We start from the raw sequence: 16,296 nt of genomic DNA, 5'->3' as shown, positions 1-16,296 counted from the left end.
TGGTGCTGGAGCCTGTCAGGCGACACGATACTGGCCTCGCCTTTACGTGCTCGCGGGCTCCGGTATCCGACCTGAGCCTTTATCCCGGCACGTTTCATCAGTCGCCAGACTCTGTTGACTCCGCAATGTTGCCCGCTGTCCCGCAGATCCCGATGGAGCTTGCGATAAACATAGACGCATCCCGATTCCAGCCAGAACTGTTTAATCTGTCCTGTCAGTCTCAGGTCTGACTGATGGCGTTGTGAATGCGGCTGCTGAAGCCAGGCGTAAAAGCCACTGGGATGAACATCCAGCACCCGACAGAGCAGGCGAACAGGCCAGCAACTGGTATTGTCACGGATAAAGGCGTACCTCAGTCGGTCAGCTTTGCGAAGTACGCCGCAGCTTTTTTTAATATGTCCCGTTCGTCGGTAACCCGCTTCAGCTCTTTCTGGAGACGGCGGATCTCGGCCTGAGCATCTGACTGTTCTTTATGAGTGGAAGAATCCGGACCGTACTTCTTTATCCAGGCGTAAAGGCTGTAAGTGGTGATATCGAGACGCGTTGCAATGCTGGAAACAGAATGACCGCGATCAACAACCTGTTTGACTGCTTCAATTTTAAACTCTTCGGGATAACGCTTACCGCTCATGGGCACCTCTCTTTAAGTCATCTGAAATGACTCTGAGGTGTCTGTTAAACCTGTGGCGATTCAAACCTAATTTGATTTTGCAAACCTGAAAAAACTGCGGATTATTCTGTAAAGAATCATCAGACTATATATGAATTACTGAGGCGGGCAGTCAGCACTGATATATTATCAGAAATGAAAAAATTCTGGCGGCACTGAAACAGCCAGTGTCTGATTAATGACTGACGGCATTCCATCTGCCTGTCCTCATGCCCTCCGCTGTACCTTGCTGCGCATTGTAACAGCGCTGCCCACGAAGTCTGGTCTGGTAGGGCACGGGGTGACGTGCCCCCTTCGCCTTTCTCAGTTCCCGGTTGTGCAGGCGATGTGCTTCCTGTTAGCCACGTGCCATTGCCTCCATGCGCTTTGTACATATAAGGGGAATGCCGGCAGGCCAATAGTTCACTGAACGTCAGCGAAAAACGAAACCACTCCTGAAATCCCTAGAAAGCTGGCGGCGTGAAAAGATGAGAACTCTGTCGCGATACCCGGAACTGACAAAAGCGTTCACGTACGCCCTTAACCAATGACTGACACTGACACACAACAACAACTCTGAAAATGCCCTGCGGACGGTCAACAAGGGGCGCAAAAGCTTCCTACTCTTTGGTTCTGACTATGATGGCGAGCAGGGATCATTACTGTACGGCCTGATCGGGACGGGCAAACAGAACGGCGTGGTTCCAGAAGGTAACCTCCACTATATGCTTGACGTCATCGCCGAGTAGTAGGTCAACTGGGTCAGCGAGCTGCTACCCTGACGCATCACACAGCTAACTGAATAGCACATCCCTGTCAATACAGCCTTTGGTGTACGCTTACTGATAAATTGAGCATCAAAAACGCGAACATAAAGGTCGAATAGCAATCGCAGAGAGTGATATGCGCTGGTGCTCAGATGGCTTCGAGTTCGATTGTGATGACGGTGAGAAGCTAAAGGTTACGTTCGCGCTGGACTGCTGTGACAGAGAAGCCATAGACTGGGCGGCGGTTATGACAGCCTGACCGTTCAGGACGTGATGTTGGGTGCGGTTGAGATGCGCTTCGACTCTAGGCTCCCGAATAAACCGATGCAGTGGCTGACAGACAACGGTTCGACGTATACGGCACATGACACACATAATTTCGCCAAAGAGCTGAATCTGGAAGCCTGTACAACGGCAGTGAGCAGCCAACATAGTAACGGCATGGCCGAGAAGCTCGTGAAAACGATGAAGGAAGACTATATCGCGTTCATGCCAAAACCCGATGTGCGAACAGCATTGCAGCGGTGTTCAATCATTACAATGAAAACCATTCTCACAGTACGCTGGGATATCGATCTCCGAGGGAATACCAGTGTCAGCGGGCATCGTTAACTTAGATACAAAAGCTGTCTGGAGATGGCGGGTCAAGATCAGACCAAACCTTGATCGATTCAGACGCCATTTTGCATCATGTGACCAGTCTAGCCTCAAGGGACTAGTCTAAAAATTATAAACCATGATTTTTATTTTCAAACAGATCCTATCCTGTCACATTTGAAAACTCAAACTCTTGCATTGTTGTTTATCTTTTGTTTAACTTTTTTATGATAGATATAGCGTGAAATTTGGTTTAAGTGGGGCTGGCCTGAAGATATTCACCTATAAAGATGAATATCATCTGCATTCTTGTTGCCAAAGAGTGATAAGTGCTGTTTGTGTATTTTCAGCGCGCTCAGGTATATTGATAGAAGACTGCAGAAAGGTAGAAAGAGAATTTGAAGAAAAAAATAGTGCCAATTTTGTTAGCCAATGAAAATTTCCGGCATCAAAGCAGTGGCTATTGCCCTATAAAATATCATATAGCTCATATGAGTTTAAACACAATAAAACACTGATGATTTTTGTTGATCATTTTTATCAAAGGATTGGATTGTGGAATATATGATGCATGTTTATACAAAGTCTACCATGATGATTTTTCTCTAATCCAATAATGATGGAGCATCAGATATGAAAAGAACAGCATTAGCGTTTATTTGTACGATTATCATTTCTGCCTCTGCAACTGCAGATAATACTATTCGTTTTCAGGGAGAGGTCACAGATCAAACTTGTACTGTCAGTATTAATGGTAACCCATCAGCCCCTCTGATACTAATGCCAACTGTATCAACATCTGCTCTAGCAACTGCTGGCGCTACAACCGGAATGACACTATTTTCTGTCGATTTAACAAGGTGTACTGCTTCCTCATCCGCAAAAGCAATCAAGACCATGTTTGTAGGTAATAACCTTACCAGCAATGGCCGAATGGGAAATACCGGAACTGCAAGTAATGTTTCATTACAGCTTGTCGATCCAGCCAACCCGACAACACCACTAGATCTCACAGGGCAAATAGGGGCACCAGGTCTAAATCTTGCAGCCAATGCGACCTCTGCATCTTACAATTATGCTGTTGAATATTATGCTGAAGGGACCGCTACCCCAGGATCTGTCCTTGGTAGCGTACAGTATGCGGTATCCTATCAATAAACTGCCATCCCCCTCCACTTCTGGAGGGGGCTCTATACCAGAGACATAATAATGACATGGAATATCATTAAACAGTTATTTTTTGCTTTTTTTTTAATTATGGCAACTCCGGTTATAGCAAGTGTGGTAATGCTCAATACTAGAGTTATTTATCCTGGTGATGCTAAGTCACAGACACTTCAATTTACCAATGATGATAATATCCCATATGTGATGCAGATATGGTCTGATGTAAATAATCCATCATCAACTCCTGATAACGCTGATGGTCCATTTGTGGCAGCTCCAACTTTATTTCGCATTGAGCCAAAAACCGGGCAGTCTGTACGTCTTTTTTTTACCAGGGAAAATCTGCCACAAGACCGTGAATCAGTCTTTTATCTTAATTCCGTACAAGTCCCCCCCCAAAACATTGAAGGTAAACAGAATAAGATGGTTGTGATACTGAGAAACAGAAATAAGATATTTTATCGACCGAAGTCCATTGATGGGAGTGTCGACAATATGACAAATCAAATTCGTTTTACTGTAACAACAGAAGGTAAAAACACGAAACTCATTGTGATTAATGACTCAGGCTTTTATGCGTCATTCCTTGATGCGACAGTTATTGCCGGTACACAGCGACTGACTTTCCCCGTCAATATGGTTGCCCCAAAGTCACAAGCTAGTTGGATAGTTAATAGCCTCTTGTCATCCTGTCCTGAGAAAGTTAAATTCACGCTGATTAATGATTACGGTGGTCATACGAGCCATGAGGTCTCTCTAAGAAAGTAATTCTTTCAGTTCATTATACAGAGTTTTCTTCAGTCCATGGAGTACAGGATGCCGTACAATCAGGATGTTAAAACTTTATATGACGTCGTGTCAGAATGTATATTTCTTGTCAGATGGTTCTCTTCCGTATTGCTACGTGCAAGTCGATTATTTATCGCCATAATTCTATACTCATCTTTTGTATTATCTTCGACAAAGTCAGCAATAGAAGATACAAGTTATTTTTTTGATGACTCTATGCTGGTTGGGAGTGTAAAAGACCAGACAATTATTTCACGACTGAATCAGGCTGACAGTATTACCGCCGGTGTTTATCAGGTTGATATTTATGTTAACAGTAATTTTTTTTCCAGACAGTCACTCACGTTCGCTGAAAACACTAATGGAACTGTATCTCCTTGCTTATCATCTGAACTGCTTTTGAAAGCAGGTATTGCCAGAGAAAGTATTATTCCTGTGAACACTGCAAAACGATGCCAGACTCTGGATAGTCAGGTAAAGGGTGCGACGAGCCGGTTTGACTTTGCGAGGTTGAGACTAGATTTATTAGTTCCTCAAGCACTTATGGTTCGTGTTGCTCGCGGGAATATTTCAACCGATGATTTGTCGGCGGGAGAAACAGTCGCATTTACAAATTACGATACTAACTATTACCGTACTGATACATCAGGCCGTAGCTCTGAGTCCACATATGTAGGGCTGAATTCTGGGCTAAATTTAGGTTTGTGGCAACTTCGTCACCAAGCAAACTATAATCGGTACTCTAGTGATGCTAGTCTCAGTAATAGTCACTGGACACCATTGAGAACATATCTTCAGAGGCCCGTTATGGCCCTGAAAAGTGAGCTGACTCTTGGCGACAGTTATACATCCGGTAACATGTTCAGCAGCATTGGGTTTCGTGGGGTTCAGTTAGAAACTGATGACCGGATGTTGCCGGAGTCTCAAAGAGGCTATGCACCTACTATCCATGGTATTGCTTCTACAACAGCTAATGTCTCAGTGTTGCAGTCAGGCAATAAAATCTATCAGACCACAGTAGCCCCAGGAGCCTTTGTTATTGATGACCTTTATCCAACCAGCTCTCAGGGGGATTTGGTCGTTGAAATTCGGGAGGCTGACGGACGAGTATCTTCATGGACTGTACCATTTTCCGCCGTCCCTGACTCTATGCGACCTGGACGTTCTCATATTAGCTTCTCCGCAGGACAAGTCAGGAATATTGGCAACAGTGGTGCTTATTTTGCTGATCTGACATCATCAATAGGCTTAACTAACACAATTACCACAAACAGTGGTGTACGCATTTCTGAAGATTATCAGTCCTTGTTGGGTGGCGTTGTTTTTGCCAGTCATCTGGGAGCCTTAGGCCTAAACGCTGTTTATTCACGGGCTGACATACCGGGAAATACTACGAGCGGCTGGCGCCTTGGTGCCACCTATAGCCATACATTTACTCCGATATCCACGACTATTGCACTGGCCGGATATCGCTATGCAACCAGTGGATATCGGGATCTCAGTGATGTATTGGGGGTACGTGATGCCCACAAGCACCACAACAACTGGAGTTCAGACACTTATCAACAGAAAAACCAGCTTGTGATCACCTTAAGTCAGGGACTTTACAGTTATGGACAATTATATGTTTCCGGATCAACCAGTGATTATCGTAACGGGCGTGGTCGCGATACTCAGTACCAAGCAGGTTATTCGGGCAACTGGCATTCAATAAGCTATAACCTTTCTCTCGGCAAACAAAGAACTGGTGGCACCAGTTATGGCGTACAGTCATTGCAAGATATTGGGATTTCACGCAATTATAGCGGCACACAGAATATCATGATGTTTTCGCTTTCCGTGCCGCTCGGTGAAGGTTCACGCTCACCTGTACTGACAACTGGTGTGAACCACATGACAGGGAACAGCAGCAATACTAGTTATCAGACCTCCTTGGCGGGTACGCTGGGGGATAACCAAAACATCAGTTATACCCTTAACGGAACTTATGAGAATACCGGTCATGGGGGGGCAGTCGGTGCAAATATTACCAAGCAACTGCCATGGTCCACGATTAGTGGTAGCCTGTCACACAGTCGCGATTATACCCAGGCTGGTGCTGGCTTACGTGGTGCTGTGGTTGTTCATCCTGGTGGTGTGACGACAGGTCCATATCTTGGTGATACATTTGGTCTTGTTGAAGCCGATGGTGTGGATGGTGCAGAAGTTCAAAATGGCATGGGAGCACAAATTGATGGCTCTGGCTACGCTATAATACCATCTTTAATCCCCTACAGTTATAACGATATCAGTCTTGATGCAAAAAATATTAAGAACCAGAATGCTGAGCTGGCAGAGAACCAGTTGAGAATCGCCCCTTATGCCGGGGCCGCTGTAAAAGTTCGCTTCAGAACGCTGGAAGGATACCCATTGTTAATCAAAATCTCCGGCAAAGCTGACCGACGTCCACCTCTTGGAGCTGATGTTTATGACAATAAAAACACAATTATCGGTCTTGTGGGCCAGGGAAACCAGGTTTATGCCCGTGCACTGGCACAAAAAGGAACCCTGCTAGTCAAATGGGGAGAACTGCCGTCGGCACAATGCCGCATTAATTATGACTTAAGCAACACAGGATTATCGCAGTCTTTGTACAGGCTTCGCCTGCCATGTGATGGCATCTGACAGTACAACATTATGAACAAATATATTATTGCTTTTCTCATTCTGTCTGGTTTACTGCTGACTTTGCCGACACGTGCAAGCTGCTACAGAATCACCGGAACTAACACCAACTCAAGCTCAAACTATTATACTGAGCCAGGAAAAGGTACTGCTGCTAACTGGGATGGCGCTACTGACAGTTCTGGTTCATCTGGTACACTACCGACGATAATCAATATAAACAACAATACATTCCAGCCGGATGGGTCTTTACTTGCTTCCGGTACTGTCAGCTTTCTACAGTCTGGAGCCCAGCCATATAATAGTGAGCAGATCTTATTTCGATGTACTCCAAGTGAGGAGGGAAAGCTATATGAGTTTTATGCCACTAATGGCGATTCAACTTATGCCGGACACGTTGAAGTAGGTGCAGCAAGTGGGTTGCCGGAAAGTTATCAGACCTATGCTACTGGAATGGCATTACGTGCAACTAATATGGCAACAGGGGAGTATTACAGCCGCTACTGGAAATCCAGACAACTGGTCAATCTTGATCATGACTCGATTGGCTGGATTCTGGTAAAAGCCAAAAATTTTAGTGACACTAGAGTGGAACTCTTCCGGTTAAGCAACAGCTTTGGAGGATGGCAGTCATCAGGTATTTATCCTCAGTCACAACCTGCAACATACATTGCATTCAAAGGCGGGGGCTTTTCATCAGGCCTTACTGACGGCAGTGACTCGAACTCACAATGGAGTGGCTGGTACAGCCACTGGCCAGGTGCTGTATCGTTATATAACAAAACTTATATTCGCCGTTCTGCAACCTGCTCAGTGACTAATGTTACACCAATTGTAGTTTTCCCTACTATTTCTGTAGCAGAACTGATATCAGGTGTTACTAGACAACAACCAGTTACGATACGTTTTGGTTGCCAGACAGGTAGTCCGGCAAATATTGGTGTCGGTGCATTCACAAGTGGCGTTGCCGCAAACCAGACATCGATGGGTATTCTAGTGAATCCGGTCAACGCTGCCGCTGCTATTTCTGAAGGTTTTGGCACATCAGGGGCTGGTGTCAACTATCTGCTTTCTGATGGTTACAAAACATCATCGAATATAGCCACTGGAGTCGGCATACAGTTTACCCGCAGTAATGGCTCAGTTCTGAACATGCTGAGCACACTCAGTGGTTCAGTTTTGGGCGGGAATGCAGCTGGCTGGTATCCGGTTCTTGATGATGCCTCTCCGGGGGCAGTTGTTGATGGTGTCACCACTTATACAAAAACAATAAATGCAACGTTTAAGGCTCTGCCAGGGAAAAACATTACCACAGGGAAATTCAATGCAACTGCACAGATAATTATTCAGGTACAGTAATGAGAAATTGGCACATACTTTTTCTGTCACTGTTGTTTCTCGGTAACGGGAGTAATGCCGGGATTACAATTGAGTCATCTCGTGTGGTATTTTCAGCCTCTGATCGGGAACGTTCACTGATGCTGGCTAATAGTAATGACTACCCAGTGCTTATACAGACATGGGTGGATAATGGTGCATTAAAAAATATGCCTGAAAATGTGGATAATGTTCCAGTTATTCCTTTGCCTAGTGTTTTCAGACTTGAGCCCAAGGAGAAAAAGAATCTGCGGTTGCTTGCCACCCATGTCCCACAGGCAACTGACCGTGAATCGTTATACTGGTTAAATGTGTATGAGATCTCACCGACAGAGACAAAATTTTCAGTAGATTTATCAACTGTAAAAGTCGCTGTTCGCCTGCAGTTAAAACTATTCTTTCGTCCTGAGAACCTTACGCCAGTCCCGGATAAAATAGCTGAAAAGCAACATATTGAATTATTGAGGTCTCCAGGTAAGACTTCGATAAAGGTCAGTAACCCAACACCCTATTTCGTAACCTATAACTCTTTAATTCTTGCTAGTGAAAACGGTGAACATATTCTTTCTCCAGGTATGTTATCACCATTCAGCAGTAAAACAATAGATACAGGTGTTAGTGCCCACTGGCAGCCACTACGTATCATACTGGAGCTGATTGACGACAACGGAAAAGTTGTAAATGAGAACAGACGTATATAAAGCTTTTGGATTGTGGCGCACCCCCCTGAAACACCAGACAGTAGATGTATCGTAAACTAAGAGATAGGGTAAGCGTAAAGCCACTGCCGCCTGTGATTCTGGTTCCGGGATCGCTAGCTTAGAGCTCCGTCTAATTTAGAAGGAGCTCTGTTCATGGAAAATGCTGCCAACTGGCTGACTGAATCGCGTACCGTCTATTCCAATGACTTCAAACTTCGGATGGTTGAACTGGCCTCACGACCAGATGCCAACGTCGCACAACTGGCGAGGGAACATGGCGTTGATAATAATCTCATTTTTAAGTGGCTACGCCTCTGGCAGAGAGAGGGGCGAATCTCTCGTCGAATGCCTGCTACTATCGTGGGGCCGGTGGTACCACAATCTCTTCCGGCTTCTCCGACGCTGTTGTCCGTCGACGTTATCAACGACCCGTTACCCGCTGCCGAGAATGACACTCTGTGTACGTTCTCATCCGCTCACGCCAGCGCGACTTCCTGTCATGTTGAGTTCCGCCACGGCAAAATGACGCTGGAAAACCCGTCATCAGAGTTGCTGACCGTGCTGATCCGCGAGTTGACCGGGAGGACACAATGATATCCCTCCCGTCAGGCACCCGTATCTGGCTGGTTGCCGGCGTCACTGACATGCGTAAATCGTTCAATGGCCTGGGCGAGCTGGTACAGCATGCTGAATCGCCACGGGTTTAACAGACACCCCGGAGTCATTTAAGATGGCTTAAAGAGAGGTGCCCATGAGCGGTAAGCGTTATCCCGAAGAGTTTAAAATTGAAGCAGTCAAACAGGTTGTTGATCGTGGTTATTCTGTTTCCAGCGTTGCAACACGTCTCGATATCACCACCCACAGCCTTTACGCCTGGATAAAGAAATACGGTCCGGATTCTTCCACTCATAAAGAACAGTCAGATGCTCAGGCCGAGATCCGCCGTCTCCAGAAAGAGCTGAAGCGGGTTACCGACGAACGGGACATATTAAAAAAAGCCGCGGCGTACTTCGCAAAGCTGTCCGACTGAGGTACGCCTTTATCCGTGACAACACCTGTCGCTGGCCTGTTCGTCTGCTCTGTCGGGTGCTGGATGTTCATCCCAGTGGCTTTTACGCCTGGCTTCAGCAGCCGCATTCACAACGCCATCAGACAGACCTGAGACTGACAGGACAGATTAAACAGTTCTGGCTGGAGTCGGGATGCGTCTATGGTTATCGCAAGATCCATCTGGATCTGCGGGATACCGGGTAACAGTGCGGAGTCAACAGAGTCTGGCGACTGATGAAACGTGCCGGGATAAAGGCTCAGGTCGGATACGCCGCCCAGTTGTCCGAGCGCTTCCTGCAGGCCTTCAGCCAGGGCAGAGAAGCTCTCACCACCCAGCACGACCCGCATCCAGCTCCAGTGGCTCCATTCCAGGCGGAAGTGATACAGCTTATGCGCCAACAACTTACCGGCGATGGTGACAACTACCCCTTTCAGTTCGGTAAAGTCCGACAGGCCACGCAGGCCGGGCTGATGCCACTGGCGGAACATCACCTCCTGCTCAGCACCGTACTGCAGCTTCCATTCGCGGACCCGCCGTTGCATGGTTCTGCGGAGACTGTTGGGGTACTGACCGGGATATTTATCCTGCAGCATTTCCAGCAGAGTCGTGGGCATCAGAGCGGGTCTCTCCTTCAGCAGGGGAACAAGCATGCTGTCCCATACGGCTTCAAGAGGATCTTTGCGCGTCCGCCAGTGACGAACCCCGGCTTTTGACCACTGATCTTTTTCGATCCGGCGGCCGGAGCGGACAGAGATACCGGCCTTCATGGCCGAGATATGCTGGGTTACACCTTTCTTACGCTGAGTCATGTAATAACTGACCTGAGAAGTATTGAGCGTCACACCATTTCCTGTTGGATCATGTACATGACACTCAGATTACAAAACCGGCCAGAATAATCAGCACCTTGCGGACTGACTTATTGTCGTCTCATACCAGACGGTTCACGCTGTACGCTTACGCTTCTTCGAACATCTCCTCAAGCATGCGGTTCAGCCTTTCTTTTTCAGTTTTGGTGCAGTCGCTGTTTAAGGTGTTAGCCTGCATTGGCTTCACCCTCACTTCTGCATCGGGAAAGATTCGGTGTACTCGTTTTGTCAGTTCAGCCAGAGATAATCTCTCTGGCCCCTTCAAGCCCGTCTACATTGCGTCTGTCATAAACCAGTTCAACGAACATAAAAGCCTCCGGAAAACCACTGTTGTTGCATACAGTATTTTACTGTAAAAATAAATAGTGTCAAGGCGATCGGAGTGCGAAAGGAGGGATGGTTTTTTATTACCCTTAGGTTCAAATAGAAAAACCACGAATCGCGAAATCCGGGGCTATTTTGAAGTTCACGTGAATATTTTTGTATTTTTGACACCATTGCCCTTTAAGGCGAGGAGGATGCCAAAGTAGTGGACGGCAACACCGTGCAAACCGGGTCGTTTAACTACACTGTCAGGTCAGTCCCCATATGCCAAAATGGCTTTGTGGATACAGCATAAGTACATCTCTGACGTAGGGCATGATGTCCATGGGCAGGGCACTGATCGAAAACCACTCCAGACCACTGCATTTGTCGGGTTCTCTAATTTCCGGTATTCCGTCCCATTTTTTCGTTTCAAACCATAGTTCAATATAAGTTCGTCCTGCATCCCGGCGGTGAAACGTGTAGACCAGCGTCAGATTATCCGGCTGAATATGGATACCCGTTTCTTCCTCAGCCTCACGTATGATGGCTGATAGTGCAGATTCGTTCTCTTCCACATGTCCTGCTGGTAGTGACCACTGACCATCGCCATAGCCGGTATTCATCCTGCGTGAAAGTAAAACGTTGTTTTCGTTACGCAGAATCAGGTAAACCGCGAACCAGGGTTTAAAACGTGTGGACACTTCAGCCAGTCCTTTTTCCCAAAAACAAGTGTACCATTCGAACCGTTGTTTTGCCGGTCTGCTCCATGAATCAAAAATTCACATTTCAAATCTGTTGTAATCTGAAACGCACTCCGCATGCATTAGCGTATCTGCGCAACGTTTCATAACTCATTTTCGTTGCGTTCTTCTCCATCCTGGAGATTGTGGGCGGCTTGATTCCCATCCGTTCGGCCACCTGCGCAGACGTTAACTCAGCATTCTTCCTCCAGGTTGTCAGCGTCTCCTGGAGATGTTCCTGCTCTAACTCAGCTTCATAAGCAGCGCGATACTTCGGATCATGCATAAACTCGTCATGAATCTGAGACAATGTTTTCGAATGTTTAGCCATCGTTTTTTATCTCCTCCAGTCTGAACCACGCCAGGGCAATTTCTTCCGGTGGTATCCTGGTCGTTTTCTTGATAAAGATCCTCAACAGATAAATCTTTTTTCCGACCTGGTACACCCACAACCCGCGCGCTATATCCCCTGTTTTTGCTCTTATCTCAAATAAGCTGTCACCTATCGGTTTTGTGTCCGGCTCTCGGAGCTGCTGAGGATTATGTTCCAGTTTCTGTAGTTGTCTGACCATCTTTGCCCGGAGTAGCTCGGGTAAATCCGATAACTCTGATTCAGCTTCTTCATGAAAAATTACGGTGAACATCGTGTTCCCTCCCATAGCTTCAATATTAGCCTGAACGCCAAATTAGCTCAAGCGCTAATTTATGTTGTGCCGTCTTCTGTGAGGTTCTGCTATGCTCAGACAGCGGCAAAATGTACAATCAGCGGCATGAGTTTTTCTTTGTACATATAATTGTACATAATGGAATGAAAGAACATGACAATGAGCCCCTATCTCGCAGAGGTAGCCAAAAGAAGAACCTTCGCCATTATCTCCCACCCGGATTTGAGTGTATTGATGTCAGCAGCGGAAAAGAGACGGATTGCCTGGCACTGACTGTTGATGTGACCGGGATTAAGGGGTTCCCTGAAAAAGACAGTGTTCTGACTTAGTATGAAGGCTACAAAGAGAGTGATGTGGTGAAAATTGGTAAGTTTAAGATAACCACTATCACGCTACAGCTCTACCCCCGTATTATCACGATCACTGCGACATCTGCCCCGTTTGATCATAAAGACTCTTCCATGTTCCGTGAGCGCAGAACAAAGTCGTGGGATGATACCATGCTTGGCGCTATTTTCCATGAGATCGCCGTAGAGCACAATCTTTCTCCCCGCATGGATCCGCAACTGGCAGACGTGTACTGTTACCATGCTGATCAGATTAACGAAACGGATTCAGCCTTTCTGAACCGACTGGCGGAGGAGCATGACGCCGTGGCAAAGCCTGTTAACGGCGCTTATATTCTGGCACTGCGCGGGGAGAGCAAATCCATCACCGGGATAACGTTACCGGTGATAAAACTCACCTGCCCGCCTGAAAACATACCGGGTAATCAGCGCTTCATTCAGTGCTCTGTAGACGAGCCAGGGAAGAAAAATGTCAAAGGGATCCGGGTCAGGTACACTGACGAGGCAACAGGGAAAACCCATACGATTGAGCATGGCGATCCGCCGTTCAGGACGATGCCTGCTGTTTTTGAAAATAAGGAGCATACAGAAGCCGTACTAAAGGGAGGAAAGCGCAAGGCAAAACGGAACCGTTCGAAGCTCCGCCTTGATATACCCGGAGATCCTTACATTGCCGCAGAGGGAATGATTGAAATGGATGACTCCTTTCCTGGTGGTATGCGTGGACGAGTGAGTATAGATCGCGTTGAGGTAAGGTGCAGCAGGGGTGATGGGTACAGGATGAGCATTACCGCCAGCAAACCAGTGGCTGACAAAAAATGATGCGTTCCGGGTGATGGTATGCAACGACCTGTGAGGTGCCGACTCTTATTCATCGTCTGGTTTCTGTGCCACAGGCATATACCGGAAAGGCGGGACTGATGATAGAGTATTTATGCAAATCAATTCCACCCCACATGGGTTGATTTGCCACGACGCCCGGAGCTGTACACTCGCGGGCATCATCATTTTCAGACAGTTTTAAGTCAGCTCTTCTTGGATCATAAATTGGCTTCATTAAGATCTTCAGAATGTACTTCCTGTAGGATGCGCTTTTTCTCACAATCAACAAAGTGCGTCAGAGTCTCAATAATCAGAGGCTGATAATTTTTTACGTGAGCTTCGCCGGAGCCAAGCTCGATGGAATACCATGCATTGTCAACAGATACGGTCGGTTCTGTGGAAATTGTTTGTTAATGGAGTTGGTCATTATGAACTTATGTCATTTTGTTGGATGGTGGCCGGGCGCTCAAAACCGCAGATGTAAGGGGTGGCTATTCTCCATACAGATATTGTATTCACCACACGCCCGACCATAAAGCAAAAATTAAGGCAATAAAGCACAGCTAAGTTGTGTGCAGTATTACCTTTATCATAACTGGTGAACGGGCGTTTAAACGCTCCATAGAGTGGGCATATTCCCCTTGCGGGTGTTGTATTAGCCACACGCCCGTTCGTAAACTGGAAAAATACGGGGGCGGAAGATAGCGTATGGATATCATGATGTCAACAATAAATTTACAGCACCAAAACAGTGTCGCTCATCTTTTTACGTTGACTTGTACAATTAAGAGATGACTCTGTAACCAGATCCTCCACTTGCAAGCTTTGATTTTACAGCAGGTAATTTATAGTACCCTGAAAACCAAAAAAAGCCCCATCTCATTGAATGAGTATGGGGAATATTAATGAAAAGACAACAATCACAGTAGTATTATGTGAGTTTAAGTGTAACCGCTATGAATTAAATAATGGTTAAACATGTGTAAATTATCATCAGGAATGGTACAACTACATGCAAATCGGGACATGGAAAATAGATGCGCAGGCTGATCAATAAGTGGCTGCCGCTGCGTCGTATGCGAGAACGAGCGGCAGCCAGCTGGTGATCGTTCGATAGTGCGAGTATTGAATGGTTACCAGCCGATGCAGATTATACCTTGTTCAGAAAAATAAACTAGGCACTGAGCCAGGTTAGTTATTATGATATAGAGCTGAAGGCGCTCACATGCGGATTACTGTACAAACCAGTCATCCGCATTTTCCCATGCATCCTGCAGGGTTTCCTGTACAAATGCTTTAGCGTTATCTTTATCCGGAGCCAAGAGAACAGATAACCCATCTGAGCCAGCTTTTTTAACGATGATTTCAACTTCCTCATACCGCTGGCTGATTCTTCTTGCCATTTCGATCCTGAGAGATTCCATTGATCATTTCGGCATTTTATCAGCTTTTTCTTTAACAATACTTATCTCAATACGCATGATGGCTTTCTTTTTTACTGTCTGGATATACAGTTATTTATCTGGTTATTTACACAGTGTCAAGGTGGTTATGCATCATGTTGAGGGGGGGTAACATTCTGTGACGCTTTGAGGAAAAACGTAATGTGGTGATTGTTTGCAAGACTGATGGTTACTGGGATTTAGTTGAAATGTTATGGGGCATCCATGGGACATTTTTAATCATAAAAGTTCGTCAAACTTCACTAACATACACTTTCGACATTATCGTAACCCATTGAAAATTAGCGCTCCTGGACGATATTTGTCGATTTCAAAGAATTAGCAAACACATTGAGAATATGACCGGGGATATCATGCTGAGACGTGCACTTGCCCTGCTCAGAAAGAAGTTGCAGCGTCTGCATGAAAACACGGATACCGATACACCGTCCTGGTTCATCGCCAGATTCAATCATACAATGACGTTATCAGATTTGCGGTGGTCATATGGCTGCAAAGTGTCCCTGGATGTTGAACTGCAGGATGGCACGCATTACACCGTTGGCCTGTAACAGCTTCCCGTAAAAACATCGCTTCAGGGAATACGAAGCGGTGTTTATGTACAGAGCATAATTACCCGTTAATCGCTCAGGCATTCCGGACAAAGCGGACTGCTGACGGTCATTTTTCCTGCTAGTCAGTACTTAAATTAATGTACTGTCTGTTCCATGGGTTGACCATGAAATTGAAAATTCTTAATAATCAATTGACTGGGAGCAAAAAAACTCCCCGCAACGTGAATGTGGTTATTGACTGCGGACACTGCACTGCCATAAATTAAATCTGTGGTGAATCCCCCCTATGCGGCGGGGCAATACTGACACACGTAGTTTCAGCCATTACGATATACACCATTGCGGGATGCTTTGTCAGTAGCGTATCTAACCGGGAGGCACCCGGCACCACAATCAGAATTGTTAAATCTCAGAGGGTTATGGCATGTGCAGTCACAGGCGTCTCTTGGCCGGTCTTCGCGATGATGCTGCGACCGCACCTGCTGAACGTATTATGACCATTCATACAGATTGCGGTCGCAAAAGTATCAGACTGTCTGCCAGAATCCAGCGGATGAGGCGTTGCGGATTTGCTCTCCCCACCAGTTCATCAGTTCCGCGCGGTGTTTCAGCCAGGTGGTGCGGTTATAGGCTGCCCTGACCTTGTTTTTCTCCACATGAGACAAGACTGCCTCAATCACGTCTGCATGAAATCCGGCTTCGTTCATCGCTGTACTGCCCAGCGAACGAAATCCGTGGGATACCAGTTCTCCTTTATATCCCATCCGG

12 protein-coding genes and 9 pseudogenes are annotated in these 16,296 nt (G+C 46.3%); 13 read left to right on the top strand and 8 right to left on the bottom strand.

All coding sequences use genetic code 11. From position 1 onward, the window contains the following. Positions 1 to 631, bottom strand: a pseudogene (locus GTGU_RS25380) (IS3 family transposase); the annotation flags it as partial. Between the two features lie 413 nt (positions 632 to 1,044). Between GTGU_RS25380 and GTGU_RS26645 the strand changes: the two are divergent. The 10 genes and pseudogenes from GTGU_RS26645 to GTGU_RS25370 all read left to right on the top strand — a co-directional run. Then, a pseudogene (locus GTGU_RS26645) lies at positions 1,045 to 1,398 on the top strand (IS66 family transposase); the annotation flags it as partial. A 109-nt stretch (positions 1,399 to 1,507) separates the two neighbouring features. Then, a pseudogene (locus GTGU_RS12975) lies at positions 1,508 to 2,033 on the top strand (DDE-type integrase/transposase/recombinase); the annotation flags it as partial. A 613-nt stretch (positions 2,034 to 2,646) separates the two neighbouring features. Then, positions 2,647 to 3,171 carry a fimbrial protein gene (locus GTGU_RS24650; RefSeq protein ID WP_072011975.1) on the top strand — a complete coding sequence of 175 codons (525 nt, stop codon included), beginning with the start codon at positions 2,647 to 2,649 and terminating at the stop codon, positions 3,169 to 3,171. Positions 3,172 to 3,222: 51 nt separating this feature from the next. Then, positions 3,223 to 3,948 (top strand): fimbrial biogenesis chaperone, encoded by a 726-nt coding sequence (locus GTGU_RS12970; RefSeq protein ID WP_038157712.1) that lies wholly within the window; start codon positions 3,223 to 3,225, stop codon positions 3,946 to 3,948. A gap of 48 nt (positions 3,949 to 3,996) precedes the next feature. Next, a complete protein-coding gene (locus GTGU_RS12965; protein ID WP_051857338.1) occupies positions 3,997 to 6,633 on the top strand; it encodes a fimbria/pilus outer membrane usher protein in 2,637 nt (878 codons plus the stop codon). 12 nt (positions 6,634 to 6,645) lie between these two features. Continuing rightward, positions 6,646 to 7,992: a fimbrial protein gene (locus GTGU_RS12960; protein WP_038157711.1), complete on the top strand. Its 1,347-nt coding sequence runs from the start codon at positions 6,646 to 6,648 to the stop codon at positions 7,990 to 7,992. After that, complete coding sequence (locus GTGU_RS12955) at positions 7,992 to 8,711, top strand: fimbrial biogenesis chaperone (protein WP_038157709.1); 720 nt, start codon at positions 7,992 to 7,994, stop codon at positions 8,709 to 8,711. Before GTGU_RS12960 ends, GTGU_RS12955 begins: the two co-directional genes overlap by 1 nt. Before the next feature lie 153 nt (positions 8,712 to 8,864). Next, on the top strand, positions 8,865 to 9,305 hold the full coding sequence (locus GTGU_RS12950) for a transposase (protein ID WP_038157707.1): 441 nt from the start codon (positions 8,865 to 8,867) through the stop codon (positions 9,303 to 9,305). Beyond that, positions 9,302 to 9,397: pseudogene (locus tag GTGU_RS12945) on the top strand (IS66 family insertion sequence element accessory protein TnpB); the annotation flags it as partial. The gene GTGU_RS12950 and the pseudogene GTGU_RS12945, both read left to right, overlap by 4 nt. Positions 9,398 to 9,462: 65 nt before the next feature. After that, positions 9,463 to 10,031 (top strand): annotated as a pseudogene (locus GTGU_RS25370) (IS3 family transposase); the annotation flags it as partial. On the opposite strand, the pseudogene GTGU_RS12935 reads toward GTGU_RS25370, so the two are convergent. The 5 genes and pseudogenes from GTGU_RS12935 to GTGU_RS12915 all read right to left on the bottom strand — a co-directional run. After that, positions 10,029 to 10,604 (bottom strand): annotated as a pseudogene (locus tag GTGU_RS12935) (IS21 family transposase); the annotation flags it as partial. The pseudogenes GTGU_RS25370 and GTGU_RS12935 overlap by 3 nt on opposite strands. Positions 10,605 to 10,719: 115 nt before the next feature. Further along, positions 10,720 to 10,939, bottom strand: a pseudogene (locus tag GTGU_RS12930) (DinI family protein). 264 nt (positions 10,940 to 11,203) lie between these two features. Then, entirely contained in the window at positions 11,204 to 11,638 is a 435-nt protein-coding gene (locus GTGU_RS12925; RefSeq protein WP_038157702.1) for an NUDIX hydrolase, read from the bottom strand. A gap of 85 nt (positions 11,639 to 11,723) precedes the next feature. Beyond that, entirely contained in the window at positions 11,724 to 12,008 is a 285-nt protein-coding gene (locus GTGU_RS12920; protein WP_038157700.1) for a helix-turn-helix domain-containing protein, read from the bottom strand. Further along, a complete protein-coding gene (locus GTGU_RS12915) occupies positions 12,001 to 12,321 on the bottom strand; it encodes a type II toxin-antitoxin system RelE/ParE family toxin (protein ID WP_038157697.1) in 321 nt (106 codons plus the stop codon). Before GTGU_RS12915 ends, GTGU_RS12920 begins: the two co-directional genes overlap by 8 nt. 174 nt (positions 12,322 to 12,495) lie before the next feature. Between GTGU_RS12915 and GTGU_RS27040 the strand changes: the two are divergent. Further along, a pseudogene (locus GTGU_RS27040) lies at positions 12,496 to 12,564 on the top strand (hypothetical protein); the annotation flags it as partial. Positions 12,565 to 12,695: 131 nt separating this feature from the next. Beyond that, the gene (locus GTGU_RS12905) at positions 12,696 to 13,511 is read left to right on the top strand and encodes a hypothetical protein (RefSeq protein ID WP_038157692.1); all 816 of its coding nucleotides are present in this window, start codon (positions 12,696 to 12,698) and stop codon (positions 13,509 to 13,511) included. 1,232 nt (positions 13,512 to 14,743) lie between these two features. Here GTGU_RS12905 and GTGU_RS12900 read toward each other — a convergent pair. After that, on the bottom strand, positions 14,744 to 14,935 hold the full coding sequence (locus tag GTGU_RS12900; RefSeq protein WP_038157690.1) for a DinI-like family protein: 192 nt from the start codon (positions 14,933 to 14,935) through the stop codon (positions 14,744 to 14,746). 392 nt (positions 14,936 to 15,327) lie between these two features. Between GTGU_RS12900 and GTGU_RS12895 the strand changes: the two genes are divergently transcribed. Then, positions 15,328 to 15,525 (top strand): hypothetical protein, encoded by a 198-nt coding sequence (locus GTGU_RS12895; protein WP_156964143.1) that lies wholly within the window; start codon positions 15,328 to 15,330, stop codon positions 15,523 to 15,525. A gap of 530 nt (positions 15,526 to 16,055) precedes the next feature. On the opposite strand, the pseudogene GTGU_RS26120 reads toward GTGU_RS12895, so the two are convergent. After that, positions 16,056 to 16,296: pseudogene (locus GTGU_RS26120) on the bottom strand (hypothetical protein); the annotation flags it as partial.

The organism is Trabulsiella guamensis ATCC 49490, assembly GCF_000734965.1.
Classification (GTDB): Bacteria; Pseudomonadota; Gammaproteobacteria; order Enterobacterales; family Enterobacteriaceae; genus Trabulsiella; species Trabulsiella guamensis.
The sequence above is the reverse complement of the archived record's forward strand: the minus strand, read 5'-3'. Positions and strand labels throughout refer to the sequence as shown.

Excerpts from the sequence above, each read along its gene's own strand:
- GTGU_RS12900 (WP_038157690.1), bottom strand. The coding sequence starts at position 14,935 with ATGGAATCTCTCAGGATCGAAATGGCAAGAAGAATCAGCCAGCGGTAT.
- GTGU_RS12970 (WP_038157712.1), top strand. The coding sequence starts at position 3,223 with ATGACATGGAATATCATTAAACAGTTATTTTTTGCTTTTTTTTTAATT.
- GTGU_RS12960 (WP_038157711.1), top strand. The coding sequence starts at position 6,646 with ATGAACAAATATATTATTGCTTTTCTCATTCTGTCTGGTTTACTGCTG.
- GTGU_RS12955 (WP_038157709.1), top strand. The coding sequence starts at position 7,992 with ATGAGAAATTGGCACATACTTTTTCTGTCACTGTTGTTTCTCGGTAAC.
- GTGU_RS12920 (WP_038157700.1), bottom strand. The coding sequence starts at position 12,008 with ATGGCTAAACATTCGAAAACATTGTCTCAGATTCATGACGAGTTTATG.
- GTGU_RS12965 (WP_051857338.1), top strand. The coding sequence starts at position 3,997 with ATGCCGTACAATCAGGATGTTAAAACTTTATATGACGTCGTGTCAGAA.
- GTGU_RS12915 (WP_038157697.1), bottom strand. The coding sequence starts at position 12,321 with ATGTTCACCGTAATTTTTCATGAAGAAGCTGAATCAGAGTTATCGGAT.
- GTGU_RS12950 (WP_038157707.1), top strand. The coding sequence starts at position 8,865 with ATGGAAAATGCTGCCAACTGGCTGACTGAATCGCGTACCGTCTATTCC.
- GTGU_RS12895 (WP_156964143.1), top strand. The coding sequence starts at position 15,328 with ATGCTGAGACGTGCACTTGCCCTGCTCAGAAAGAAGTTGCAGCGTCTG.
- GTGU_RS24650 (WP_072011975.1), top strand. The coding sequence starts at position 2,647 with ATGAAAAGAACAGCATTAGCGTTTATTTGTACGATTATCATTTCTGCC.